The sequence below is a fragment of the Ensifer sp. R1-3 genome (assembly GCF_056739175.1).
The window spans coordinates 218,743-243,525 of record NZ_CP096517.1 but is presented as its reverse complement, the minus strand read 5'-3'; the positions used below and the strand labels follow the sequence as shown (position 1 = coordinate 243,525).

Here is a 24,783-nt window from a genome sequence, read left to right as displayed (position 1 = left end):
GGCTCAAGCGGCGGAAGGATACTCTCCCAGGATAATGCGCACCCCCTTACCAAGGGAGGCCCGTTCCCCCGGCGAGTTGAAGGTCCGATCCCGTGCGGCTGCTTGGGCGCGAGGATGGAACGACCAACGAAGCGCAGCGATCGAAGTTGCACGCGATGTGGCGGAACAAGATCGCGCAGCAGACATTGTTTCCCCACTTGATCCCAGCCGCCGAGGCTGGTGGTCGAACTACATCGTGAACGGGGAGCGACGTGACGCCAGCTGAAGTAGTCGTCGGTCCGACACCGCGCGAGTTCTGGATTGGTCTTGGCCGCGCGTTCGCCGGAGCATTGATCTTCGCAGTGCCTGTACTGATGACGATGGAAGCTTGGGCTCTGGGCTTCCACCTTCACCCCTTGCGCCTTGCGCTATTGCTAGTAGCCACCGTTCCCACCCTGGTGCTGCTGCACAAATATGGTGGCTTTCGCAAGTCAGTGGGGCTGCGTGACCGAATCGCGGACGCATTCGTGGCGCTTTTCGTAGCTGCTGTCGCCGCGTCGGCGATTCTCGTTACCTTTGGCATCGTGGACGCAGACATGCCGTTGCGGGAGATCGTCGGGAAGGTTGCCGTGCAGATTGTACCCGGCAGCTTGGGCGCATCGCTGGCCCGGGCCCAATTGGGTCCAAGTCCATTGGAGGGGGATGCCGTTCTTGAGCCCGCCTATGCGGGAGAATTGTTCCTGATGGTGGTCGGAGCGCTGTTTCTGTCAGTGAACATCGCACCGACCGAAGAGGTTGTCCTTATCGCCTACAAGATGAACCCCTGGCACGAAATTGCTCTGGCGCTGGGCACCCTGGGCCTAATGCATGTCTTCGTCTATGAACTCGAATTCCGCGGTACGCACAATCCAGAACCGGGCGCCGGGTTTGTCAACATCTTCTTTCGTTATACGATCGTCGGCTACTGTCTGGTGATGCTCGTGAACTTCTACATCCTTTGGACTTTCGGCAGAACTGATGGTGTCGGTTTTTCGGAGACGCTCAGCGCTGTCGTGGTCCTATCCTTCCCAGGCGCACTTGGCGCGGCGGTAGCGAGGCTCATTCTGTGAACAAGGGCTTCACAAAAGCCAAAAGGCAAGAGAACTCTCGCTCCGAAAACGAGGAACCCACGCGAAAGCCGGGGACCTCCATCGCGGAGTGGATCGTGGCAGGAGTAAGCTGCCTGGCCCTGCTTGCAGTCCTCGGCTACCTCATCCGCGACGGCTTAAGCGGACGTAACGGGGCCGCCGATATCATTGTGCTGCCGACCGAGGTCACGGCCATGAACGATGGTTACGTGGTCGAGTTCGCCGCCAACAATCGTGCAGGAAAATCGGTTGCTGCGGTCGAGATCAAGGGTGAACTTCGCGATGGCGAAGAGGTGGTTGAGGAGAGCGGTGTCACGATTGACTATATTCCACAAAAATCGGAGAGGAAGGGCGCACTGATCTTTCGAAGTGACCCGGAGGGCTACGAGCTGCGAATTTTTGCTAGTGGATACAGTGAGCCTTGACCAGCAGGACTGCGATGAGCTTGTTCTGCGGTTCGGGTGGCCGCAGAAGGTCGGTTATTCATCTGTTTTCACGAGACCTGGCGCAAGGCAAAGTCCCGGCCGGACACGGCCTCGATCGCCTCAGCAGAACGGCTTGCGATAGCTCCACGCTACTTCGGGCGACTTCGATGCAGCGGTGCATCGGCATCGATCATTTCCGACGGCGATGGTGGCCGCAAGCGAGATCGACCGCGAAGATATAATATGGAGGCTCACATGCCCGCGGTTGCGGAAATGCTGAAGGCGAGCGAGGCCGCCGTTGTCTCACGTGTGAGCCTACGCGACGTCAATCGCGTTATCGATGAGCACATCCTGCCAGACGCCTTCGTTTCGCTCGACAATGGCCGCCACGTCCTGGCGGGGGCCTGTTCACTCATCGCCTTCTATTTTGAGAGCGCGCGCCGCCTGACGTCGGAGGAGCGACTGTTTGCCTTCCGCACCGCAGAGGTCCGACTGGCAAAAGCGCGCACACTCCCCTGGGCGGCCCTGTTGCGCGAGGATTGGACCGTGCAGCACGAGTTTTTGACGATCGATCTTATGCCCTTTATGAGAGGTGCGAGCGAACGGCTGGACGACCTTGCCGCAGCGCGAGAAATCGTCACAGCCTCACCCGACGTCCTTGGCGGCACGCCTGTCATCCGCGGCACCCGCGTTCCGGTCTATGATGTTGCCGCATCCGTAGCTGCTGGTCATTCGGTTGAGCGCATCCTGGAAGCCTGGCCTAGCCTGGACGCGGAGAAGATAAGGCTCGCCTCTATCTACGCGGAAGCGAACCCGTTGCGCGGCCGGCCCCGCGTCTCCGGCGACATTCCCGAAGGCTTGGTCATCGTCACGGATCGTCGCGTCCCCCGTCGTAGGAAGACGGGATGAAGTTTCTGATCGATGAGTGCCTCAGTCCTCAACTGGCAAAAATGGCAATCGAAAAGGGCCACGGCGAAACAAGCCACGTCGTCTGGATGAAAATGGGCGGCCTGAAGGACTGGGAGCTCAAATCGATCATTCTCGAAGGCGACTTGACGTTTGTCACGAAGAACTCGGTCGATTTCCAGGGACCAAAGACAAGCCGGGCACCAAGGGACAATATCCCGAAGCGGTGCAGCAGTCGCTGACAAGTCGGTGAACCAGGCCGCGCGCTACTACAATGATGAGGAGCGAAAGTTTGGCAGAGCGGCGCGTCTGTTCGTCTGAGCTGGCACAGCGCTATCGGACCACCCGGCGCTCTGTTCCTCACAGGTACCGCCGAGAAAATATGTCGATCCTCTATTCTGTCGACACGGCCCGCCGTCAGATCGCGAAGATAGCCGCCGCCGAGTTGACATGCCCAGCTCTCGCCAGATTGCATGCAATACGATGTTCTCGATTTGAAGAGAAGCGAAGACGCTCGAAACCTGATGGTCAAAATCAAAGAGGCCATGGAAGGCTGCGATGCGCCAAGCCCGATTCCCTCCGCGGCCGACCTGATCCGAGCTCAAACTCCAAAGGAAGCCAGGATGGGACACGGCCCGCTCTTGTCCTCTGCGCATTCAGAGACCAGCTTACGGAGTGCTTCCCGGGCGCGATTAAGCTCTCCAATCCTGGCATCCAGCTGCTCAAGCTTCTTCTTCGCCAGTTCCCGTGCGGCCGAGCGGTTGTGCCCGGCATCCAGTGCCAGAAGCTGCCCGATCTCCTCAAGCGTGAAACCGGCCGCCTGCGCCTGTTTTATGAAACGTAGTCGGCGCACGTCTTCGCCTCCATAGCGGCGCACGCCTTGTAACCGCTTCGGCGTCGCCAGCAGGCCCTTGCGCTGGTAGAAACGGATGGTTTCAACACCCACGCCTCCGGCAGCCGCAAGTTTCCCGATCGTCAGTTCTTGAAGGTCTTGACTCTGTACCATGCTACGGAACTTATAGTCCTGCCAACGATTTCACAAGAACAAGGAGATGTGAAAATGTTGGACAGGACCAATCCGCATGATCTCGCCAGGAAGGCCGTCCTGTACCGGATGGTAATGCCAGGCCACACCTGCCCCTACGGATTGAAGACGAAGGATCTGCTGCAGCGGTCGGGCTACGAGGTGGATGATCATCACCTGACCACCCGCGAGGAGACGGACGCCTTCAAGGCGCAGCACGGCGTGCCGACGACGCCTCAGGTCTTCATCGATGGCAAGCGGGTCGGCGGCTACGCCGATTTGCGTCGTTTTCTCGGGAAGCCCGTTGCCGATCCGAAGGCGACTACGTACCGCCCGGTTATCGTTTTGTTCACGCTGACCGCACTCACGGCGATGGCGGCGAGCCATGCCGTCAACGGAACTCCATTCACTTTGCGCGCCGCCGAATGGTTCATCGCCTTTTCGATGGTGGTTTTGGCGATGATGAAACTCCAGAACGTCGAGAGCTTTGCGACGATGTTCTTGAACTATGACCTCCTGGCAACGCGCTGGGTTCCATACAGCTACATTTATCCCTATGCCGAGGGATTGGCTGGTGTGCTCATGGTGGCAGGCGCTCTGAACTGGTTGTCTGTTCCAGTCGCGATGTTCATCGGTACGGTAGGGGCTGTTTCGGTCTTCAAGGCGGTTTACATCGACAAGCGTGAACTGAAGTGCGCCTGCGTCGGGGGATCGAGCAACGTCCCCCTTGGTTTCATCTCGCTTACGGAAAACCTAATGATGATCGCAATGGCAGTCTGGATGGCCGCTGGGAGCATTGGGCTCATAGCAACCCACGCCATGTAACGCAGCGCGATGCAAACGCGGCCGATGAACGTGCGGGGCGTCGAGAGTGGCTTACCGGCGCATTCTGCAAAGGACGATGCGTTAAGCCTATCTCGGCGCGGTTTTCCAGAAACCAAGATCTGAGGGAGAGTCCTAGCGGGAGAAGAACCATGGGCATCTATCGGGACGTGATCTTGCCGAGGCTATGCGATCTCTCGATGCGCAATGAACGTCTGCGCCCCTACCGTGAGCGCGTCATCGGCGCCGCGCAGGGGCGCGTTCTGGAAATCGGCGTCGGCTCTGGCTTGAACCTCCCGTTTTACGGCCCTGTGGTGGGTGAAGTTCTGGCGCTCGAGCCGTCCGCGGGTCTTGTGGCGATGGCCCGCGACGCCCCGCGTCCCGACTTGCCCGTCAGCTTCATCGACGCGTCTGCCGAGGCCATACCGCTCGATGATAAGAGCGTCGATACCGTCGTGACGACTTGGACCCTATGCACGATTCCGGACGCGGTCACGGCGCTGACGGAAATGCGCCGCGTACTCAGACCTGGCGGAAAACTGCTGTTTGTTGAACACGGCCTTGCGCCCGACCGCGGAGTACGTTGGTGGCAGGATACTCTCACGCCTGTCTGGCGGCGGATCAGCGGCGGCTGTCATCTCAATCGTCCGATCCGGTCAATGATCGAATGCGGCGGTTTCCGAATCGAGCGGGTCGAGACCGGATACATGCAGGGACCGAAGCCCATGACGTTCATGTACGAAGGCAGCGCCCGTCCGGAGTGATACGCACCGCCGGGGTCACCCGGCTTCTCCCGATGAAGTAGTCTTACTGTGAACGTGAGCCCACAATGCCGGCTGTGTCTCGGTAATCAACGTTTTGAGATCGGAGGCATAGCAGGCAGAGAGAGGGCATTCCGAAAATCTGATGAGATTGAGCGAGCGGACGGCCGCTGATTTGTTTCGACCACGATTCTCCCGGCCCCACCGGTCGCACCAGTTTGAATGCGACGAATGCGCGTCTCTCCTGATGTTTGCGAAAGGCGTGGACCGTCCTGAACTTCTGATACCGGAATCGCGACATTTTGATCTTGCAACAGCCCCCAAGATATGAGGGTTGCTGATACTGCTGGTTGTGTCCTACGGTCGTCATCTCGGTGTCACAAAGCTTACCGGATCCCAATCAGGACAGCATGGAATTCCCGACCGCCAAGGACAGGAGGCCCCCTTTGACTCAGCCGATCAACCTTCAGCGTCTTGCTCGCCAGCAGTTTTTGCGCTCGTCAAGCCATTCCGCAGAAAGCAACTTCCAGGCTGCGCTCGGCAGGGCACGAGATCCCCAAGCAGCCCAGAACAACAACGGGGCGAGGGACACGCAGACGCCGGGCGGCATTATCATCCACAAGATCAAGTGCGGTGATACGGCCATCGAGATCGGCGAAGGGCGTGGCTACAGTCTCGATCAGCTGCAACTCATGAATCCTGATCTGCGGGACAACCCAAACGTGATCGTGGAAGGCGGCACGCTTACAGTTCTCGACCAGAGGCTCTTCAACAATGTGAAAGCCGCCGTCAAAACGACGGACGAAGCCGTCTCGGCGCAGGCTTCTTATGAAGACATGACCACAAACCTGGGCGATGTGGCTCCCCATGTGCGCAAGCTAATGGCGATCGAGGCGCCTTCAGTCCGGGAGACCGCCGCGGAAAAACGGCGCGAGGCTGCGGAATTGCTTACACCCGGCCTGCTGGAAGAAGGGCTCGCAAACGCGCTTGACGAGCGTGCCATGAACGAAGCACTCGACGCCCACGCGGCCGCGATTGCGCCGGTCGGAGATGGGCACCCGGGGTTCGAAGCGCTCATCAAGGAGGCAAAATCCGGTGCGCGTGACCAGATCAATGACATCTTCGGACGGAAGGTCGAGTTCACCGATCAGACCACCGGGAGCAAGAGAACCGCAGATCTGCGTGAGCTGATGGCCGAGGCGGAAGGTACTCCGGCTGCATCGAGGCAACGGGACGCCTCTGCGCAGTGGCAGAACGTTCAGCATGGCATGGTGGCGCTGATGGACGGCCTTTCCCAAGAAGCCGTCAAAACGAACGGCGGCGCGGGAGCAAATAAAAAACTGATCGAGACCCAGGCGGTGCAGAATGTCGCCCAAATCCTAGCCGCGGCAACACCGAACCGGGAAACGCCCCTGGAAAACGATCCCTATATATCGACCGTCAACGTCGCAGCGGACGAGATCCTTGTCATGCGGTCTATCAGAGCCGTCAACGATGCCGCAAATGACCTGGATGCCGCTCTCGATTCGCTGGATTCCATCCCTGAGCTGGCAGAGCTCGTTGAACAGACCGAGGGCATCGATACCGATCTTGCTGTCCAGCGAATCGAGGGATCGCAGTCCGTCGTAAATTCCGCGATATTCGATCTTTTCCGCAGCCAGGTCGACCACGGCATGGGCGCGATCATGGCCGATGACCGCCGGGTTCAGGATGCCGTGACCAAGCTGACGATCCTTGCAGACCGGATGCACACGTCGAAGGGCGAAGAAGCGGTCCAGGAACTCGCCTCATCGCTCGCACGAGTAATCCATTCAACCGGAGAAAAATCCCGCCAGTCATCCGAAAGCCTGGCTATCCAAATCGGGAGCGGCCTGAAAGAAGCGATCGCCGCTGGCCACAGCCCGGCTCTTGCGCAGGAGGTTGCGCGCCAGCTGATGGATCCAAGCGTCGTTGGTACAGGCAATAAATACGAGAAGGAAGCCTCCAGTATCCTCCGGCAGGCAGGTATGGGGGTCGAAAAGCTGCAGGAGACGGCGGAGTCCACAGGGAAGGAGTTTTACGAAAAGATCGTCTATGTCTCCGAGCTCGGGCGGCAGAATATCGGGGAATCCAGCACGTTTTCCCATGCCGATGGCGTCAACTCGCTGCTGGAGTCGGAAAAATCCCTGGTCGAAAAGACCGACCACTATGGCGAGGCGATCGTCCTGACCCTGGCGTCGACGCAGGAGTTGCCTCCCGAATTACAGGGCCTGGAGGGTGCCCGCCATCTACAGGATGCGCGTAACTCTCTAAAGAATGAGGTCGATCAGGAGATCGTGGCCGGCAAAGGAAAAGATGCCGCAATTAATTCCATTCCGCTATTGGCCCAATCGAGCCCGAGTGCGGGCCTGGCATCTCAACGTGTTGCGCAGGACGCCGCCCTGGACAGAATGAAGGATGTGCCCGCGGAAGATCTCAACCGCCTGGTTGAGGAACTCGGCAACTTGCCGACGGATGATCCCTATGCGGAAATGGCGACGCAGCTCCAGTCACTGGAGGATCCCAAGGCCGTACTCCACGACAACCCGGCTCTTACGCTTGCGCTGCTCGACCGTTTCAGCACTGGGGATCAAACCGAGCCTGATGTCCGTCCCGCTCCGAACGCCGGCTTCCTCTCGCGTGCCGGACGCGACGTCCTGCTGGAGGTTTTCAAATTCCAGACCCAGGGTGGCGGCGGGCTGATTCCGGGCATTTCTCCCATTCAGCCCTCGGCCGATACGCGTTTCGACGCGATGGACCGGCGTCTCGATGCCCTGCAAAACCGGCTGAGTGCGCAGAGTGGCACGGCTGGGCGCCTATCCGGGCTGACGGGCGTCGCCCGGAACCTCTGGCTCAAGACCTATCCAATACAGACGATCGAGGCCCGCACCGGGCTCAACGCCCATACTCCCTCCATACCCTTCGTCAACACCGGCTCTGCCTTGCTCAACCTGTGGGGAACGGCAACTCTCACCCGGTCCGATGTGCCTATGGATCAGGCCTGGGGATGGTATTTCGCTGGCGGCGCCGCAAAGGATCTGGCCCTTGCCGTCGATGGCACCCGCGGGCTGATAACCGGCCGGGCCGGTTTCTCGCAGATTGCGGGATTGCGCGGCTGGGAATGGTTGCCCCGCATCTATAATGGCGCGGGCGTTGCTCTCTCGGTGCTGCAGGTCGGCCATGAACTGGGCAAGGGCGACCTGCCGATGGCGGCCGCCTGGCTTCCCGGCACGGCGGCCAGCATCTATGCGGCAATGCCTGGTGCCGTTGCAGCCGGACCAGTCGTGACCATCGGCTTCCTACTGACAGCCGGGCTGGTTACCGGCATCAGCCAGTATCGCCACGTCCAGGATGCAAATCGCCTCGAAGGCCCGCTCGGCGCCTATCTCAAGGGTGCCGCGCCAGGTGTCGAGAAGCCCGAAAGCCTCGCCAATTGCGATGAAAATGGCGTTCCTTATCTGGCGCTAAACCCAACGCTCGCCAAAGCGCAGGGCGTCTCTCCGAGCCAGATGATCGACTATCTCTATGAGCTTGATGTAGATGAACGCGACAAAATGATCGATTACGCCCTGCAGGTAAAGCCGAACGATGATGGAGAGTTTCCACTGAAGAACGATCCGGATGAAAAAGCCGAAGGGCAAACCCCATGGATGCCCCAGGGGCGCGGCGTTTATATTCCCCCTGGCAGCCAGTACCCGGCAGCGCGCGATACCCGCATTCAACGTCATCAGATCGCTACGGTCGAAGATTTCCAACGATGGGCCCGTGAATACGACTACACGCTGCCCACCGGTTGATTTGGCCGATTGGCTTTGCGTCAGCCCCGCTGCTGCCCGAAGGCCCGCACCTGTTGCCAGCCCCACGGCAGCACGCTGAACCGTCGCATGGGGTCCAGCCGTCGACGCCCGTGCCGATTATCTTATCGGCGCGGAGCGTGCCCTAGCCAGCGCATTACGCCGTCGGAACGGTAATTCCGAGTTCCACCAGGACAATGTCGATTTGCGCCGCCGACGAGGGAGCAGCATTGCCGTCTTTGATCTTCTGCGCGGTGCTCGGGAGATAGACTTCTCCACTCACATATCCTGCGTTCAGGCGTTCCGGGTCGGTATAGGCTTCGTCCGAGACTGCGGTCGCAGCCAGTTTCATTGCATTGCCCCCAAACGCATCGAGCGTGTGGTGAAGATTGTCCCGCAACGCCTCGAGCTTGTCTTCCGGAATGGCTTTCAACCAATCCACGAAGCGCTGGCGGTCAGATGGCTGGTCCAACTGGTAGCCCTTCAGTTCCGCATATCTGGTGAGAATCGGGACCGGGCTGTGGCCGTCGCCGCTCTGATCCACGAGGACGCGAGCGGTCCCCTCGTCAACACCGGAACGCGTGAGGAAGCGCATAGAGGTGTCGTTCATATATTTGTTCGAATCTCGTGTATCGGCGACGATCATCTGGCCGATTACTGCGCCGCCGACGATGACAAGACCGGCCGGGCCGAACATCGTGCCGGTCCCGAGCGCGGCCATGATCGTTCCGCCGGCCGCGGCCGCCGAGAGGCCACCCATCAAAGGGTCGCCCGCTTTGAAATGGTCGACCGCCATCCACGCATCGAAGCCGCCGCTAATTGCGCCGAGGAACTTGACTGCCGGCCTGCTGCTGCTTCCGAAGTGCTTGACGGCAGCGGACTCGGCGTCGAGTTGATCCATCCCGCCCAGGATCTCGACCGCGCGCTGGCCGAGTCCAGCGGCGTCGATGACCACTTTCAGATTGTTGCGGAGCGTGGGGTTATTCTGCGCTGCTGCCGCCGAATTGGCGAGGCTCGCTCCCGTGGCCGCCAGGCCGACCATACGCAGCATCTGGCCGGGGCCGGTCGTGTTCGCGAAGGACCGGACCCCGCTTGAGCTCTTGAGATCATTGAGGTCTTCGTTAAGCCTGGCCATTTTCGCCCGGGATTGCTCGACCGTCTCGCCCGGCTCCGGCAGGGATTTGCCCACGACGTCGATCGCCCGGTCCATGTCGGCCTTAGGAATGCCGAGCATGTGTTCAAGCTTGCTATCTTTGAGCGCTTCCAAGCTCGCCTTCGCCTTACCGATCGCAGTAGGATCGCCCGATTGCAACTCTGTGAAGGACGGCAGAACCTTGTGTCGGATGATCTGGGTCGTCGCCTCTTCCGCGAGCTTGCGGCCGCGATCGGTCAAGCGAGCCTGGTAGCCCATCAGATTGAGCACGGCCGGACTGTCGAGCAGCGCCGGATTTTTTTTCATCGCGATCTCGACGGCCATCGCGGTCTTTTCGTCTGATAGGATCTTGCCGATTTCGTCATTGACGGCCTGCTGCTGCGAGCCGAGTTCCGGTGGAAGGTTGCCGAGCGCTGTCAGTTGCAACAACAGCTTTTCGGCACTCGCCGCGATGTTGCCCTCAAGGCGCTGCTCGGTGGCTGCCCATTGGGCGCCCTTTTCCGTCTTGTAGTCTTCGATGGCCTTGGTGAGTTGCTCGGCGGTCATGGTCTTGCCGTGGTTTGAGACCAGCCACTGCAGTTCTTGCATATGCGCCGAATAGGCGATCACGTCCTGGTTGACCATGCCCGACGCGTATTGCTGCACATTGGGAGCAATGTTCTGGACGACGAAATTGGGAGCGGCGCCGGCGCTCTCAGCGGCGACGGCAATCGGATAGTCGAGACGCGAACCGTTGCTGATGGCCATGGGCATGACGTTCGGATGATATCCGCCGAGGGCGGCGAAGCGCTGGACGAGCTGATCGGCGCCCGGACTGCCCGCAATGCGGTCGATGATCCCCATCAAGTTTGCCTGGCCGTTCATGCCAATCAGATCGCCACCGATCTTCTCCTGCTTCCTGACATTCGCCGCTTCGATTGTCGGCATGGCGGCGGATACGAGCTCGACTGCCAGTTCCGGGGCGGTTCCTGCGGTCAGCCGCTCGAGATTCATCATCGTGGTCGCAGCATCGCCCTGGTCGCTGACGCTTCGGTCCGGCTGGTAGTCGGCCAACGGCTTCGATGCCCAGTTTGCGGCCTTGTCGATCAGCGATTTCGCATCTTCGGATCGAAGCAGAACGCGCCGGACCTCCGGCGTTGCCGAGCCATAGGCGGAAGACACGGCACGGAATGCTTCGCCGGGCGCACTGGCGTCGTTCGCGCCATCGATAATGCTGCGCGCTCTGCCTTCGACCTCGACGCCGGCATGCGTCGAGTGACGCAACGTGATGTTGAGCGCTTTCGCGGTATTCTCGATTGCGCTCTGAGCAGGGGCGGCATCCTGCCAGTCACGATCGTACAGGCGTTGCAGCGTCTCTACCCGTTGTGCCTCCGGCAGCCGTTCCACAAAGCGTTTCACGTCCTCGGCGACCTCGCCGGTTTGCGCTTGGTAATCGACCTGCGGGTCGCCGGAATATTGGACCTGATTGCCGCGTTCGTAAATTTCGTCAGCCAAGACGGATTCCTCATCCGTCTTCAGGCCGCGCTCCTCGATCGCGGCCTTGACGGCAGTGCCGGCGGGTCCCGCATCTGCCCAGTCGCTGCACGCCAGCCGCAAGGCGGCCGATTGCCGGTCTGACGCGGGCAAGCTGTCTAGATAGCTGCCGATATCGCGCTGCATGCTCTTGCCTTCGGCGCTGTAGTCTATCTTCGACGGATCGTCAGCATAGGCGAGTTTGTTTCCCCGCTCGTAGAGATCGCTAATGAAGGCGACTTCGCCTTCCGGAACGCCTTGGCCATTCACGGGGCCTCGCGCGACGATCTCCGGTGAGCTCAGCGGCACGATCATTACTTCATTCGGGTCAATGCTCGCCGCCTGTCCAGTGAGCTTGATCCGGTTGGTTGCGAGCAGGTCGTCAAGGCTCACATGGTTTTCCTTGGCAATCTCCCAAAGACTATCCCCCTTCTCGACGACGATGGCTCTTTCCTTGAGCGCATCGATCGCGTTCGGGCCACCCGCCTCGGCCCGCTCGCGTACCGCGGCATTGATCTGCTCTATGAAGAAGCGTCGCTGTTCCTCCGACATCGCAGTCGCCCGGTCGCCCGCCGCGTTGTAACGGTTCCGGCCATCGATATCGATCCGATAGGACATGAGTCCTCCTTGAGGTGAGGCGCGTCGAAGATGCCGTTTCCGGGAGAGCCGGCGGACGGGTAAGCTCCTCAAGACGCGAATATGTCGGTTGCGCGTAAACGCGGTGCGCACGCACTATGCTGCGCTTGCTTAATGGATTGATGACAGGAGTCGTGTTTTTTCGAGGCCGTCGCTCTTTCGACAGGTCTAATTCGACGCGCCGGCAAGGCCGCGAAGCAGCTGCGGAGCGGCCTTAAGGATCGCGAGCTCCTCCTCCATATATCGCAGGAGGTAGGTCAGGTAGAGGACGATCAGGATCGCGAAGATCAGGTTTTTGACCGCGAGCGACAAATCGAATACGTGCAGTTGCGGCGACATTCGCGACAGGTAGGCAAGCATCAGATCGGCGATCAGCAGCGCCAGCACGATTGGTGCGATCAGCAGAACGCCGATTTGCATTATGCGATCAAGAATGGCGAGAACAGCCATTGCGGATTCGGAACCGAGCGTCGGCCGAAAACTGGTCACAGGCCAAATTTCGTAGCTTTTATAGAAGGTATCGGCGAGCAGGGAAAAGCCTCCCGACTTGAAGAAGACGGCGACCAGCGCCAGCACGAAAAACGTACCAGCAATGCTCGTCTCCGTCGCCTGCAGCGGGTCCACGAGTTGCGCCGATGTCGAGCCTCGCTGCAAATCGACGAGATCGCCAGCGACCTCGGCAGCCCAGAACGGAATGCCGAGGACGACGCCGAGGACGATCCCGATTATGATCTCCTTCATCAAGAGGCCGGCTACCGTGATGGTCGTGAGACCTGGCGTGTTGATCAGCGTCACCGTGAAGCTCGGCACCAGCGGCAGAGCTATTGCGATCGCTACGCCCGAGCGAATAAGTCCTGTCAGGCCAAGCCGCACAAAAGCTGGCGTGATCACGATCATTCCCAGTGCTCGGGCCATGGCAATGGCTGCCCCTGCGAGCACCGGATAGATGGCGTCGAACATCGCTGATGCGGCGACGAGAGAATCCACGCGCCACCTATCGCGTCAGCGCGGGAAAGATATCGAGCGTATTGCTCGCGAAGTTTGCCACCTGCACCGCGAGCGCCGGTCCGAGTACGATCAAGGCCAACATAACTGCGACGAGCTTGACAGCCTGCGGCAACGTCTGGTCCTGAATCTGCGTCAAGGCCTGCAACAGGCCCACAGTGACCCCGATGACAATGGCGATCGCAAGTGCGGGCGCAGAGGCGAGCAGCACCATCAAGAGCGCTTTTTGCATTTGAGCGAGGAAGGCAGTTTGATCCATTGGCTCTATCCGTAGCTCAGTATCAAGCCGTGCATCAGCCGCGACCAGCCGTTGACGGCGACGAAGAGGAATATCTTCAGCGGAATTGAAATGAGTGTTGGAGACACCATCATCATGCCCATCGCCATCAGCACGGTCGAGACGATGAGATCAATGACCAAGAACGGCAGATAGAGCAGGAAGCCGATTTCAAAGGCGCGTGTCAGCTCCGAACTGACGAACGCCGGGACGAGGATCAACAGGCTGTCGGTCTTCACCTCGGCCCGGGCCTCCTCCGACCATATTCGCTCCGTCGCCTGCATGAAAAACTGGCGCTCGTTTTCGTCGGTATAGCGTTTGAGATGCGTCTGTAGCGGCACGCGCAGCGAGTCCGCTGCCCGCATCATGCTATCGATCGATTGCACGTCGACCGGCTCGCTGGAGAGCGTGCGGTACATCTCGCCGACCAGCGGCGTCGTCACATAGACCGTAAGGATCAACGCGACGCCATAGAGCACGAGATTGGGAGGCGACTGCTGGATGCCAAGCGCGTTGCGGATCAGGAAGAGGACGATCGAGATTTTCAGGAATCCCGTCATCGTCACCACGGCGAGCGGAATAAGACCGATCGTCGATACAATGATGATGATCGGTATGAGATTGGTCGTCTCACCCATCGTTCGAGAGCCGCACGATGCGCACGCCGAGACCTTCGCCGATCCTGATTAGTTCGCCCTTCCCGACCAGCCGGCCGTTCGCCATGATATTGACTGGGCTGGAAAGGCTCGGACTTGCATGAAGCACCGTCCCCTCCCCCATCTTGGCGATTTCCTTGAGCGGAAACTCGGCCCGTCCGATCTCGAACACCAGTTGTACCGGCAGGTCCGTGAGCGGTTCGGGCTCTTCAAACGACGCGTCCTGTTTTGCCATGAAGGAATGTTCCCAGCTTGTTATTAGATTTCGCCAGCCGGACGTCAGTATGTAACCTGCGTCGCTCCGGGCCAGCGAGGCGATCATGTGATTTGCAACGAGGGCAAAGGGTTCCGTGTGAGGCTGCTCACACATGACGACGTCGCCGACCTGCAGACTTTCGAACACGCCAGCGCTTAGCTGCTGCGTCCCGGCGCAGAGCCGGATTGGTTGAACCAGTTCCTCTGTAAACCTGTTTAGTGCGTTTGTGGGGCGATCAAACGCCCTACCGATCTTGAGCGCCGCCCCAGTGCTAAGCTGCAGCTCGGCGTAATGAGGCAAGCCGCCGAACTCCATCATCCATGAAAGGTTGATCGGATTGTCCGTCGGCATTTCAAGCGAACCGAGCCTCACCGGTTCACCGACAAGATTCTCCAATGTTTTCAGGTGATGGGAGAGGGTTTCTTCAAGGAGAATATTACGCTGGGCAGGCGTCAGCGTCGAGATTTTCGCACGAACCCCGAGCGCTGGTGCGAGCTCGTCGAGGGCAACCGCGGGAATCATAAGGCGCCCGGCGGAAGCGCCGATGAAAAAGGTGAGCTCTACCGGCTCCGTCAAAGGTCGCCTGTCCTGCGCCGGCCGGACGGAAACGTTCACGGTCGACACCGGGAGCGGGAAGGCTACACGGATCCTTGTCAACATGTTGAACGCATCGACATGCGCGGCGGCAACTTCCGGCAACCAGGAAGGGTCCTGCGCAAGGGAGCGAACCTCCGCGGCCTCGGCGTGGCTCTCTGCAGTCATCCTCATCTGGTCACCTGGAGCGCTTGCGGCTGTTTGGGCGAAGTGCATCTTCTTCATCGAACTCGCTAAAGACGTCTGCTCGCTTGGCGTCCAAGCGGCGCTTTTCCTCCGCTACCAACGAAATGCGCTCATGCAGCTTCTGTTTGCGCCGATACTCGGCGGCAAGCTCTTGCTTCCGTCTTGCCTCGCGCAACTCACTCTCTCGAGCCGCGTGAATTTCCCCATCCAACTGTCGGGCGCGGTCATCCAAGGCGCTCAGGGCACCACGGTAATTCTCGAGATCGCGCTGATCGAGCAGGTCATGGGCGAGCTGGGAATAGAGAGCCTCCTCCTGCTGTCTGCGCTCCGCCTCATGCACAAGGCTCTCGTGTTTCGCTGCCTCGACGGCGCGGGTAGCCTGCCGGTGGCGCCCATACTGGAGCTCCGCCGCGGCTTCCGCACGCCGCATCCTCAATGCGCGCAATTCGACGAGTCGGCGCAAATCGACTTTCCGGGTCACGATGCGATCCTCTTCAGCAGCTCCTCGGTCGTGTCCAAAGACGAGAACTCGTTGTCGTCCTGCCTGAGAAAGGCTTCTATTGCCTCGCGCTTTACGATCGCTTCATCCGACAGCGCATCGACACCGCGCTCGTACTCCCCCACCCGCAGCAACAGCTCGATCTCCTCGTAGCGGGCAAGCAGCGCACGAATGTGAGCGGCATGTTCCCGGTGCGCCTTGCCTGCGACGCTTTCCATCAAACGGCTACGGCTCTTCAGCACGTCGATCGCGGGAAAGAAGTTGCGCTCGGCCAAACTGGAACTCAGCATGATATGGCCATCGAGAATGGCTTTCGTTTCCTCGGCGACAGGGTCCAGCGTCCCGTCACCCTCGGTCAGGACCGTGTAGAGTGCCGTGATGGTACCGCCTCGCCCGGGCCCTGCCCTCTCCAACAGCCGCGGTAATGCGGCAAAAAGAGAGGGCGGATAGCCTCGGCGGGTTGGCGGCTCGCCTGCCGCGAGTCCGATCTCCCGCTGCGCCCGGGCAAATCGGGTGACACTGTCCATCAAAAGCAGGACGTCTTGACCTTGGTCGCGAAAATACTCGGCTATCGCGGTCGCGCAGTAGGCTGCTTTCACACGCTCGATCGCCGGGCGATCGGAAGTCGCAACCACCACGACCGAACGCTTGCGGCCCTCCTCGCCGAGCTGCCGCTCGATGAACTCTCGCACTTCGCGGCCGCGTTCGCCGACAAGACCGATTACCACGACGTCCGCTTTCGTGCCGCGAACAATGGCAGACAGGAGCGAGGACTTTCCAACGCCCGGCTCTCCGAAGATACCGACGCGTTGGCCGCGAGCTACGGTGAGCAATCCGTCGATGGCCCGAATGCCGAGTTGCAGAGGATGGGTGATGAGATCGCGCTGCAGCGCGTTGGGCGGCGGTCGATGTGTCGGGTAATAGGTCCCTGTAACAAGCGGTACGGTACGATCCTCGGCCAAGTCGAGGACTTCTCCCAAAGGGTTGAGTACCCGGCCGAGGAGGCCCTCGCCAACGGGAATCTGCAACGTCTTGCCGGTGGCGATGACTTCCGCTCGCGTAGACATGCCCTCAAGATCACCGATCGGCGTCAGCACTGCCTCCTCGTCTTCGAAGCCGACGACCTCTGCTGGCACGGTTGTGCCGGAGACCGTATCTCGGAGATAGCAAAGCTCACCGATGCGGACCATCGGGGCGGTCGCATGGACGATGATTCCCGTGATCCTGCGGACGCGTCCGTGAACCGGTCGCGTGTCGGACGTCAGCGCCCGCCGGCGCAGGCGCCGAATGAGCTCGCCAGGATCCGAGAGCGCCTGCTCGATCATGCGACAGAGCCTGAAGTATCTGCTTGAGCACCGAGCAAGGCATCGCGAATGACGGAAAGTTGCGCGTCGAGTCCTGCATCGACGACAGCCACGGCATTGGCGAGAACGCACTTGCTGCCATCGATCCGGGGGTCCGCGAGAACCGAGATCTGGAGGGCGGCATTCTTGTTATGCTGCTCGATGATTTCAGTGACCCGCTCGACCAGGACGGGGGAGACGGTGATCGTCACCTCGCGCTCATGCTGGAAGGATTGCAGCGCCTGCTGTGCAAGGTTGGCAACCAGCTCCGCTTGATCGAAATGGCCAAGCAGTTTCTCGACGATCGCGAGGCTGAGTTCGGCGATCTGCCGGTCAAGCCCGGCGACATAGGTGTTGACGTCGGCAGTCGTTTTAATCAGGAGGGCGGCGGCCTGGCGCTCTCCCTCAGATCTGCCCTCTTCGTAGCCCTGCTTTCTGCTCGCTTCCACGACCTGGCGCACCTGCGCGAGCTGCTGATCCGCTTCGGATTTTGCCGCCTCTAGAAATGCGAACCCTTCGAGCCAATGACCGCCTTCTGCCTTGCGGAGGATCTTTGCCGTGGGCCTGCTGGGGAGTTCTTTCATTGACCCTCCCTGCCGGCGAGGTGCGTATCGGTGTCTTCTTGGCGCTGGAGACGCCGGATAATCGCCGCGCCCCTGGCGCGATCCGCCGCTTCGGCGTGGTGAATGCCGTAGTCGTCCACCTCGTCCGTCAAGCGCAGCCACGCCGCCAAGGCATCAGGGAGGGACGTTTTCCAGCCGGCCCAGCATCTGCGGCCGTCTAATTCAATCGCCTGCACCAAGGCATCGAGGTCCCCAGGTGGCTCCAATCCGGCGGCGAGGTCGCGATTGTCTACGCCGATACGGAATGCACGCTCCCCAATGCGCTCCTTCATCAAGGCGACTTCGCGACTGCGAATTTCGCCGGCAAGTACATGGCCCCAGAAAACCGCTCCAGCGAGATAACTGTGCTGTCCCACAGCTGACGGCGCCAGTGCCAGGAGCTTGAGGTCGTCTTCTTCCGGGGAGGGACAGGAGCCGACATCCGGAAGGTCGAATTTCTCCATTAGCAGCCGGCAAAGCGTCCTTTGCACCCGATCAGACTGCTGCAGCCGGACAGCTGCCTCGAAAGTGATCGCCTCACCAAAGGCGGTGACGATATGGCGCGGATGGATGAGGCGAGCCGGGGCGCCACGGAAGACCTCCCATATGTTCTTCGCTTCGGCGCCCGTTGCGCCGTTTACCGCTGAGCGCTCCGTCACTTTGCCGGCCCATATGGCTGCAGAGGATAGACTTTCCGCCGCCTGCTTTGCTTTTGCCACGCCAGATAACCGACGCTTACCATCGCGGCGAGCAGAGCACCTGCCAGGCAGCCAAAGATGAGTTTGGCCTTGGCGACGCTCGCGGGCAGCATCCACATGCCAAGGAAGGAGGTGAGTTCCGCGCCCATGGCGGGCTCGCTCGTCCGCTGGCTCGCTACCGGCACTACCGAGACCTTCTCGTAGCTCAGTCCCGATATGCTGTTGGCAACGAGAGTCTTGATCCGCGGGATAAGCGGATTCACGTCAAGATCGGCTTCGTGGCGGATGAAAACAGAGGCTGAGGCGGGAATCGCGTTGCGCTGCAATGGATCATTGTCCGGTAGTACAACGTGAACGCGCGCCGCTAGCACGCCATCGATCTCCGAGACGGTCCGGGAGAGCTCCTCGCTCAGCGCATAGATCATCTGCGCCCGCTCCTGCACGGGCGAGGCTACAAGCCCCTCCTGCTTGAAGACGGTGCCGAGCGTTGCGAATCTCTCCTTCGGCAAGCCTGCCGTATTGAGCAAGGCGACAGCCTGAGAGAATTGATCCTCGTCTACAGTGACCGTCAGCTTACCGTCCTTCTGGAGGACGCGGTTGGCGGCTATGCCTTTCGATAGAAGCGTGGCGACCATCTCGTTCGCCTCCCGCTCATCCAGATTGGTGTAAAGATCGACGCTGCAGGCCTGCAGCGTCAGAACCATGAGCGCGAGAGTCAGCGCGCGCGTGATCGTTGAGGGCCGCCAGAAAATTTTCATTGACCTTTGACGAGTGTCATCGTCGCGCTGGTGAATTGCGTCGGGCCGCGAACGACCATCTGCGTTTCGATTGCGTGATCGAATATTTTGCCCAGTGCTTCCACCAGCCGCCCCGCCTCGCTGTCCGATGTGCGCGCGAGATTGGCCTCGGCGGCTGTCAGCTTGGGTGCGAACGACTGTGAGGCCGCCTGTTGACCCGGATTTGCAAAAAGCTCCGTACTGCTGGCGAATTTCCCGGCACGCTCCACGAAACCCTTCAGGTTGTCGGCGATCGTTCGGCCGAGATCCACCGGGCTCGCCCCATGGGGCAAGGTCATGACGTTCATCGCCGCATGCTCGAACAGGTCCTGGGAAGTGACGGAGTTGGAGTCCTGAACGGCAGGCGCTGTTGCGAGCGTCGTATTCTCAACTGGTGGGACAACCGTCATGGTTGCGTCTCCTGTTGCTAGAGCGACTATTCCTCGTCAGACAAGGCTTCGTTGAGGATTTCCTGAGCGATCTTCATCATCTCCTGTCCGATCAGTTGACTACCGCCTGCTGCGACCGCCTGCTGCAGCGCCTCTTCAAATTGCGCCTGTGAGGGGTTCGCATTCTGTGTCTGAACGGATGCCTGAGCTGTCGCGGATATCGATCCGGTCATCTTTTGCCCTCCTGCTGAGTGTCGCTGGTCTGGGAATTGGTCGCTTGACGACCGTCCTCGACGAGGTCGGCCTCTACCTCCTTGTGCTGACCGCCGCGAAATATACGAACGCGTGGGTCGTCTACCTGGGCTCTCGGAGGCGGCTGTACCGATGAAACGACCTGCTTCACCATCGCAATGAATGCAGGTGGTCCGGAGACGCGAAGCGCTGGCGCATTGGCTGTCGCCCGAATTGAGAACCGGTCGTCCATGAGCTCCAGCCGCTCGATCTCGTGTATGACCGAAGGGCCATCTGCCCTGCCAATATCGATGATCTGTGTGGAGAACTCGTCACTGGCATTGATGTGCAATATCGACCCATCGAAATACCAGGTCAGTCCGTTCGCCTGCGTCAGCCTGTCGAGGAAGTCCTTGGCCGTTTCCGCACGAATCTCACCGCGAACCTGACCGCGGATCCTCTCGGACACAACGACTGGAATCGAAAGATTGCGACCGAACTCCTTGAGTGCGTCGCGAACGTCCTGGTTGATCAGGACATAGCTGTAGCCACTGTTGTACCACGGCGGAGCGCCCGCAAACGTCGGGGTCGAGATCGCTAATATAGAGACAGCAAACATACAGAAGCTCCTCGCAAGCATGACGTTCTTCATGTCAAACGTTCCGACTGTCCGCCTCAAGTCAGCGAAAGCTATAACAGTATGTTCGGTCGCGCAACTCGCAGTTGGGATAAAAACAAGCAGCTACGGCCGTTAAACAAGAAGAGGGTAAAAAACCGTGAATTTATACTGGTAGTTTGATTCCATGACAATTGCATGACATTTGCTGTGAGCGTCTAATCACTGAATTCACGAAGAATTACACACTGAAACATTATGTGATGCGCTTGCAAATTGTCATTTTCCGGCTTCAACTTTAACCATTGCGGGCCCCGATGCAGGGGTAGTCGACTCGATAAGACCTCTCAGCCGACTTCCGGGCATTGCTCCGGAGCCGGCCGATTTATCAAGGAGAAGACAATGGCAGTTTCCGGTGTAGGCGGTACGCAAACTTCGGACAATTCAATCAAGACAATGACGGAAGCCTTTGACAAGGCTATCGAAAAGTCTGCTGAGATCACCAAGATCACGACCGAAAAGAAGGTGGCCCTCGACGCAGCGAAGCAGCGTCCGAACGGCTAAGCGCTAAGCTTAAGGGGCGGCTCGCCGCCGCCCCTTTTCATCTCCGTTGCATAGACTTGGAATTGTCGGGACCACCCCCCGAGGGCGAGGTCGTTGTCTAGATTGGCGAGGTGAGCGTTCGATGACATCCAGTTTGGTCTTGAGGAATGCTGCTACCGATTTGACGCTGGATATTCTCAAAGGTGTCCACAGCGGCGTTTCTTTGCCCTTGGCACAGGGCTCTTATTTGATCGGCTCAGCCGCGGATTGTGATCTCATGTTGAGCGACCACGACGTCAGTGATCGCCATATGCGACTGCAGTTTGCCGGTTCCAAGGTGATGATCGAGGCAATCGGAGCCGATGTCGTCGTCGATGAAACGACTGTTCCCGTCGGCCATGGTCTCCAGGTCAAAACGCCTGTGATGGTTTCGCTTGGCAGCGCGCGCCTGAGCCTTTCGGAACCGGGGCGGACTCAATCGGGCAGTAGGACGCAGCGGCCCATGCGCGTAAAGTGGATTGCGGGTGGTACAGCGGCGGCCTTCTCGCTCCTCACCATCGCCGCCGTCCAGGCCGGAGTGGCTGACGTCGACAGATCCCCTTCCATCACGAGCTTCAGCGCAGAAACTGTGACGACCGGCGGCGTACCTCCCCACCCGCTCTCCCCGGAGGATGTATCGTCAGCCCTTTCGGTAAAGCTCCTGGAGGCTGGCCTGCGTGATCTTCGGGTGCAGACGGACGGAGCCCGGTTCTCCGTTTCCGGCGCGGTCGACGACGAAGGCCGCGAGTCGTGGAACGGCGTCCAGAGCTGGTTCGATCGAACCTATGGCGACCGCTACGTTCTCACGAGCGAGGTCGGCGAGGCCGTTCCGAAAACCTCCCCGAAATTCAATCTGCAAGCCGTTTGGTTCGGCGAAACACCCTATGCGATCAGCGCCGATGGTACACGCCTCTACAAGGGCGCCGCACTCGAGGATGGCTGGTACATCAAGGATATCCGCGACGGCAGCCTGACGGCAGGGCGGCAGGGGGAAGAATTCACGCTTCGCTTCTGACAACATGAGGACGAGGACGACGCAATGAGCTTGGAGGTTCGCCGACACGACAATCGCAACCGCGCTCAGCCGGGCGCGGTTTCAGTGCGGCCTGATGCGGCTGTCGAGGCGCAGTCGCAAGCGTTCGACGCCAGGCTCCTGCAATCAGTCCGCCAGGCGAGGCAGAAGACGGCGCAGGCAAGTGGCTCCCGTGCGAGCGCGGCAGGGGGACGGGCAAGGCTCTCGAGTGCCAGCCTTTTCGATCTATTACGCTCTCAGGAGATACTGAACTATGTCGTCGAGGAAGTCTTGCCGGGTCTGAACCTCGATGAGGATATCGCGAAGCTCACGGCCTCGATGCTGAACGAAGAAATCGAAAGCAGGCGCGATCTTCAGCGCCGGCTCATGCAGGCGCAAAGCAGTTGACGCAGCAACGCGCCGACAGTGTCGAATTTCTCCATGCGCTGGGTTCGCTCTATTGTCGCGGCGGACACCATGAGCGCGGCCTTGTCTTCCTGTTGCTTGCCGCAAGAATGGCTCCGGAAGATGCCTCGATACTGCATTCCCTGGCCGAAGCTTTCATCGCTACGGATGCGGCGACGCGCGCAATCGCCGCTATCAATCGCATCGATGAAATTTCCGGCAAGGCCGATCCGGATCTTTCACGCTTGAGAAGCAGGGCACATTGGCTGCGTGGGCGGGAAGACGAGGCGCGCGCTGCGTTCAAAGACTATCTTCAGGCCAGGGTGACGACATGAGCGCGATCGCCACCTTCAACCAATTCGCCAGAGCCGCCGCTCGACGGTCGGACATCGTTGTTGCGGCACTGGTGATGCTCGCGATCACGATGATGATCATCCCGATGCCGACCTATTTGGTAGATGCGCTGATCGGATTCAACTTCTTCTACAGCCTGCTGATCCTCATCGGCGCGTTCTATGTGTCTCGCCCCGTGCAGTTCTCGTCTCTGCCATCGATCATTCTGCTCGGGACGCTCTTTCGCCTCTCTCTTTCGATCACCACGACGCGTCTTATCCTGACCGAGGCCGATGCAGGGCAGATCGTCTCGGCCTTTGGAGACTTCGTTGTCGGCGGCGACGTGCTCGTCGGGCTCATCGTCTTCCTGATCATCACCGTCGCCCAGTTCGTGGTGATCACCAAGGGCGCCGAGCGCGTCGCCGAGGTCGGAGCGCGCTTTGCCCTCGACGCTATGCCGGGCAAGCAGATGAGCATCGACAATGAAGCGCGCAGCGGCGAGATCGACCAGCAGGAAGCCCGCCAGAAGCGCGATGAGCTCGAGCGGGAGAGCCAATTCTACGGCGCCATGGACGGGGCCATGAAATTCGTCAAGGGAGATGCGGTCGCAGGCCTCATCATCATCGCGATCAATCTCATCGGAGGCCTCACCATCGGATCTTTACAACGAGGCCTGACGGTCGGCGAAGCGGCACATACCTATTCACTGCTGACCGTCGGGGATGGCCTGATAGCACAGATCCCGGCGTTGATGATGGCGGTGGCCGCCGGCGCGGTGGTCACGCGCGTACCGTCCGGCCGCCGCCCACAGGACTTGAGCTCGGAAATCCTCGGCCAACTCGGCGCGAGCGATCGCGCACTGGCGCTCGCGGCGGCCATCCTCTTCGGATTTGGCCTTGTTCCGGGTTTCCCGTTGCTCGTCTTTTGGTTTCTCGCCGCCGCGGCCGGACTCCTCGCCTATGCCGCACATCGCCGAAGCGCTGATGAGGATGCATTAGGGCCAGCACCGATGCCGCGTGAGGCGCCCCGGCCGATGTCCTCCGGCGGGACCGTCGTCGACCATATTGCAGGGACCTTACCCACCAATTCCGGCGAGCTCGGTGGAGTCGCGCACAGGATTACCGTGTCGCTGGGGGAGGAACTTGCCCAGGCGATTCCGCCCGACTTGTTTGCCGAACGAACCGAAGCGTCCGCTGCAGCGATCCTCGAGGATCTCGGCATTCGTGTTCCGGCGATCGGCCTCGTTATGGATCCTCGGCAGGAACGGAGCGGGCTTCGTGTCGCTTTCGAAGGCGTCCCAGTCCTCGAGACCGGGCTGCCGCTCGATCATGTCATGATTTGGGACGAAACGGTCGACCTCGACATCATGTCGGTGCCCTATGTTACCCAACCGGACCTCCTGGGACTGAGGCTCGTCTGGGTCGAGAAAACGCGTGCGGCGGTTTTGGACGCTGCGGGGGTCGGCTACTGCGAGGCGGACGACGTCGTCATCACGCTTCTGGAACGCGTGCTGCGCCGCTATGCGCCGGAGTTCATCGACGCACAGGAGGTGCGTGCCATGCTCAGCCGCTTAAAGGAGGTCTATGGCGATCTGATCCGAGAGGTTCTGGAGGCTGTTTCAGCGCAGAAGCTTGCTGATGTGCTGCGCAGATTACTCGAGGAAGACGTTCCGATCACCAACATGCGTATCATTCTCCAGGCCGTTGCCGAGCGCGGCGCGCAGATACAGGGGGTACAGGCGCTGACCGACAGCGTGCGGGTGAGCCTCAGCCGACAAATCTCCTTCCGTCTCGCCGACAGCAACAGGATCATTTGCGCCTATCTTTTGACGCGGCCTCTCGAGGACGAGATAAGAACTGCGGTCGAGAAGAATAACGGGCCGAACGGTGGCATTCCGGAGCGGTTGGCGGCGCCGATCCTGGAAGAACTGAAAATGCGACAGGAAAAATCTGATTCTCATCTCCGCACCGCGATCCTTACATCGATCGATATCCGGCGCCACGTCAGAAATCTTCTGGCGCGCCACGATTTGAACGTGGCGGTTCTTTGCTACCAGGAGATCTCCGCGGAATTCAGCGTCCAATGCCTTGGATATATCGCGCTCCCGGTGACCGGGGTGGCGGAGCTCCCAGGCACGCGCCAATGAACTCGGTGGGGACAGTCACG

The 24,783-nt window shown here is 60.0% G+C and carries 26 protein-coding genes; 12 read left to right on the top strand and 14 right to left on the bottom strand.

Going from position 1 to position 24,783, the window contains the following annotated elements:
• Nucleotides 1–251: 251 nt before the first annotated feature.
• From M1D43_RS26125 to M1D43_RS26110, 4 genes are all read left to right on the top strand, one after another.
• The gene (locus M1D43_RS26125) at nt 252–1,088 is read left to right on the top strand and encodes a TIGR02587 family membrane protein (RefSeq protein WP_026029999.1); all 837 of its coding nucleotides are present in this window, start codon (nt 252–254) and stop codon (nt 1,086–1,088) included.
• Nucleotides 1,085–1,531 (top strand): TIGR02588 family protein, encoded by a 447-nt coding sequence (locus M1D43_RS26120; RefSeq protein ID WP_017275968.1) that lies wholly within the window; start codon nt 1,085–1,087, stop codon nt 1,529–1,531. Before M1D43_RS26125 ends, M1D43_RS26120 begins: the two co-directional genes overlap by 4 nt.
• Before the next feature lie 243 nt (nt 1,532–1,774).
• On the top strand, nt 1,775–2,440 hold the full coding sequence (locus M1D43_RS26115; RefSeq protein WP_017275969.1) for a DUF433 domain-containing protein: 666 nt from the start codon (nt 1,775–1,777) through the stop codon (nt 2,438–2,440).
• On the top strand, nt 2,437–2,679 hold the full coding sequence (locus tag M1D43_RS26110; protein ID WP_026030000.1) for a DUF5615 family PIN-like protein: 243 nt from the start codon (nt 2,437–2,439) through the stop codon (nt 2,677–2,679). Before M1D43_RS26115 ends, M1D43_RS26110 begins: the two co-directional genes overlap by 4 nt.
• Before the next feature lie 359 nt (nt 2,680–3,038).
• On the opposite strand, the gene M1D43_RS26105 is transcribed toward M1D43_RS26110, so the two are convergent.
• A complete protein-coding gene (locus tag M1D43_RS26105) occupies nt 3,039–3,443 on the bottom strand; it encodes a MerR family transcriptional regulator (protein ID WP_017275970.1) in 405 nt (134 codons plus the stop codon).
• A gap of 54 nt (nt 3,444–3,497) precedes the next feature.
• On the opposite strand from M1D43_RS26105, the gene M1D43_RS26100 reads away from it, so the two are divergent.
• The 3 genes from M1D43_RS26100 to M1D43_RS26090 all read left to right on the top strand — a co-directional run bounded on the left by M1D43_RS26100 (nt 3,498) and on the right by M1D43_RS26090 (nt 8,859).
• Nucleotides 3,498–4,286: a glutaredoxin family protein gene (locus M1D43_RS26100; protein ID WP_017275971.1), complete on the top strand. Its 789-nt coding sequence runs from the start codon at nt 3,498–3,500 to the stop codon at nt 4,284–4,286.
• Between the two features lie 149 nt (nt 4,287–4,435).
• Nucleotides 4,436–5,047 (top strand): class I SAM-dependent methyltransferase, encoded by a 612-nt coding sequence (locus M1D43_RS26095; RefSeq protein WP_015242586.1) that lies wholly within the window; start codon nt 4,436–4,438, stop codon nt 5,045–5,047.
• 443 nt (nt 5,048–5,490) lie between these two features.
• Entirely contained in the window at nt 5,491–8,859 is a 3,369-nt protein-coding gene (locus M1D43_RS26090; protein ID WP_234893798.1) for a hypothetical protein, read from the top strand.
• A 154-nt stretch (nt 8,860–9,013) separates the two neighbouring features.
• On the opposite strand, the gene M1D43_RS26085 is transcribed toward M1D43_RS26090, so the two are convergent.
• From M1D43_RS26085 to M1D43_RS26025, 13 genes are all read right to left on the bottom strand, one after another.
• Nucleotides 9,014–12,139 carry a LysM peptidoglycan-binding domain-containing protein gene (locus M1D43_RS26085; RefSeq protein WP_153444261.1) on the bottom strand — a complete coding sequence of 1,042 codons (3,126 nt, stop codon included), beginning with the start codon at nt 12,137–12,139 and terminating at the stop codon, nt 9,014–9,016.
• Nucleotides 12,140–12,325: 186 nt separating this feature from the next.
• Complete coding sequence (gene sctT, locus M1D43_RS26080; RefSeq protein ID WP_026030001.1) at nt 12,326–13,144, bottom strand: type III secretion system export apparatus subunit SctT; 819 nt, start codon at nt 13,142–13,144, stop codon at nt 12,326–12,328.
• A 7-nt stretch (nt 13,145–13,151) separates the two neighbouring features.
• On the bottom strand, nt 13,152–13,421 hold the full coding sequence (gene sctS / locus M1D43_RS26075) for a type III secretion system export apparatus subunit SctS (protein ID WP_015242590.1): 270 nt from the start codon (nt 13,419–13,421) through the stop codon (nt 13,152–13,154).
• 5 nt (nt 13,422–13,426) lie between these two features.
• Nucleotides 13,427–14,077 carry a type III secretion system export apparatus subunit SctR gene (sctR, locus tag M1D43_RS26070; protein WP_015242591.1) on the bottom strand — a complete coding sequence of 217 codons (651 nt, stop codon included), beginning with the start codon at nt 14,075–14,077 and terminating at the stop codon, nt 13,427–13,429.
• Nucleotides 14,070–15,170 carry a type III secretion system cytoplasmic ring protein SctQ gene (sctQ, locus tag M1D43_RS26065; protein WP_234836225.1) on the bottom strand — a complete coding sequence of 367 codons (1,101 nt, stop codon included), beginning with the start codon at nt 15,168–15,170 and terminating at the stop codon, nt 14,070–14,072. Before sctQ ends, sctR begins: the two co-directional genes overlap by 8 nt.
• Complete coding sequence (locus tag M1D43_RS26060) at nt 15,124–15,561, bottom strand: type III secretion protein (RefSeq protein WP_153315233.1); 438 nt, start codon at nt 15,559–15,561, stop codon at nt 15,124–15,126. Before M1D43_RS26060 ends, sctQ begins: the two co-directional genes overlap by 47 nt.
• A 47-nt stretch (nt 15,562–15,608) precedes the next feature.
• On the bottom strand, nt 15,609–16,955 hold the full coding sequence (locus M1D43_RS26055; protein ID WP_127638007.1) for a FliI/YscN family ATPase: 1,347 nt from the start codon (nt 16,953–16,955) through the stop codon (nt 15,609–15,611).
• Entirely contained in the window at nt 16,952–17,557 is a 606-nt protein-coding gene (gene sctL / locus M1D43_RS26050; protein ID WP_498814677.1) for a type III secretion system stator protein SctL, read from the bottom strand. The genes M1D43_RS26055 and sctL overlap by 4 nt, the downstream gene beginning before the upstream one ends.
• Complete coding sequence (locus M1D43_RS26045; protein ID WP_017275977.1) at nt 17,554–18,234, bottom strand: hypothetical protein; 681 nt, start codon at nt 18,232–18,234, stop codon at nt 17,554–17,556. The genes sctL and M1D43_RS26045 overlap by 4 nt, the downstream gene beginning before the upstream one ends.
• Nucleotides 18,231–19,031 carry a type III secretion system inner membrane ring lipoprotein SctJ gene (sctJ, locus tag M1D43_RS26040; protein WP_017275978.1) on the bottom strand — a complete coding sequence of 267 codons (801 nt, stop codon included), beginning with the start codon at nt 19,029–19,031 and terminating at the stop codon, nt 18,231–18,233. Before sctJ ends, M1D43_RS26045 begins: the two co-directional genes overlap by 4 nt.
• On the bottom strand, nt 19,028–19,459 hold the full coding sequence (locus M1D43_RS26035; RefSeq protein ID WP_017275979.1) for a hypothetical protein: 432 nt from the start codon (nt 19,457–19,459) through the stop codon (nt 19,028–19,030). The genes sctJ and M1D43_RS26035 overlap by 4 nt, the downstream gene beginning before the upstream one ends.
• 26 nt (nt 19,460–19,485) lie before the next feature.
• Entirely contained in the window at nt 19,486–19,671 is a 186-nt protein-coding gene (locus M1D43_RS26030) for a hypothetical protein (protein ID WP_017275980.1), read from the bottom strand.
• Nucleotides 19,668–20,321: a hypothetical protein gene (locus tag M1D43_RS26025; protein WP_017275981.1), complete on the bottom strand. Its 654-nt coding sequence runs from the start codon at nt 20,319–20,321 to the stop codon at nt 19,668–19,670. The genes M1D43_RS26030 and M1D43_RS26025 overlap by 4 nt, the downstream gene beginning before the upstream one ends.
• Before the next feature lie 366 nt (nt 20,322–20,687).
• On the opposite strand from M1D43_RS26025, the gene M1D43_RS26020 reads away from it, so the two are divergent.
• The 5 genes from M1D43_RS26020 (at nt 20,688) to sctV (ending at nt 24,763) form a co-directional block, all read left to right on the top strand.
• Nucleotides 20,688–20,849, top strand: coding sequence for a hypothetical protein (locus M1D43_RS26020; protein WP_015242601.1), 162 nt, complete (start codon nt 20,688–20,690; stop codon nt 20,847–20,849).
• A 121-nt stretch (nt 20,850–20,970) separates the two neighbouring features.
• Nucleotides 20,971–21,882, top strand: a complete 912-nt coding sequence (locus M1D43_RS26015) for a SctD/MshK family protein (protein ID WP_015242602.1) — start codon at nt 20,971–20,973, stop codon at nt 21,880–21,882.
• Between the two features lie 24 nt (nt 21,883–21,906).
• Nucleotides 21,907–22,287, top strand: a complete 381-nt coding sequence (locus M1D43_RS26010) for a hypothetical protein (protein WP_015242603.1) — start codon at nt 21,907–21,909, stop codon at nt 22,285–22,287.
• Nucleotides 22,284–22,619 carry a hypothetical protein gene (locus M1D43_RS26005; protein WP_015242604.1) on the top strand — a complete coding sequence of 112 codons (336 nt, stop codon included), beginning with the start codon at nt 22,284–22,286 and terminating at the stop codon, nt 22,617–22,619. Before M1D43_RS26010 ends, M1D43_RS26005 begins: the two co-directional genes overlap by 4 nt.
• Nucleotides 22,616–24,763 carry a type III secretion system export apparatus subunit SctV gene (gene sctV / locus M1D43_RS26000; RefSeq protein ID WP_015242605.1) on the top strand — a complete coding sequence of 716 codons (2,148 nt, stop codon included), beginning with the start codon at nt 22,616–22,618 and terminating at the stop codon, nt 24,761–24,763. Before M1D43_RS26005 ends, sctV begins: the two co-directional genes overlap by 4 nt.
• Nucleotides 24,764–24,783 lie beyond the last annotated feature (20 nt).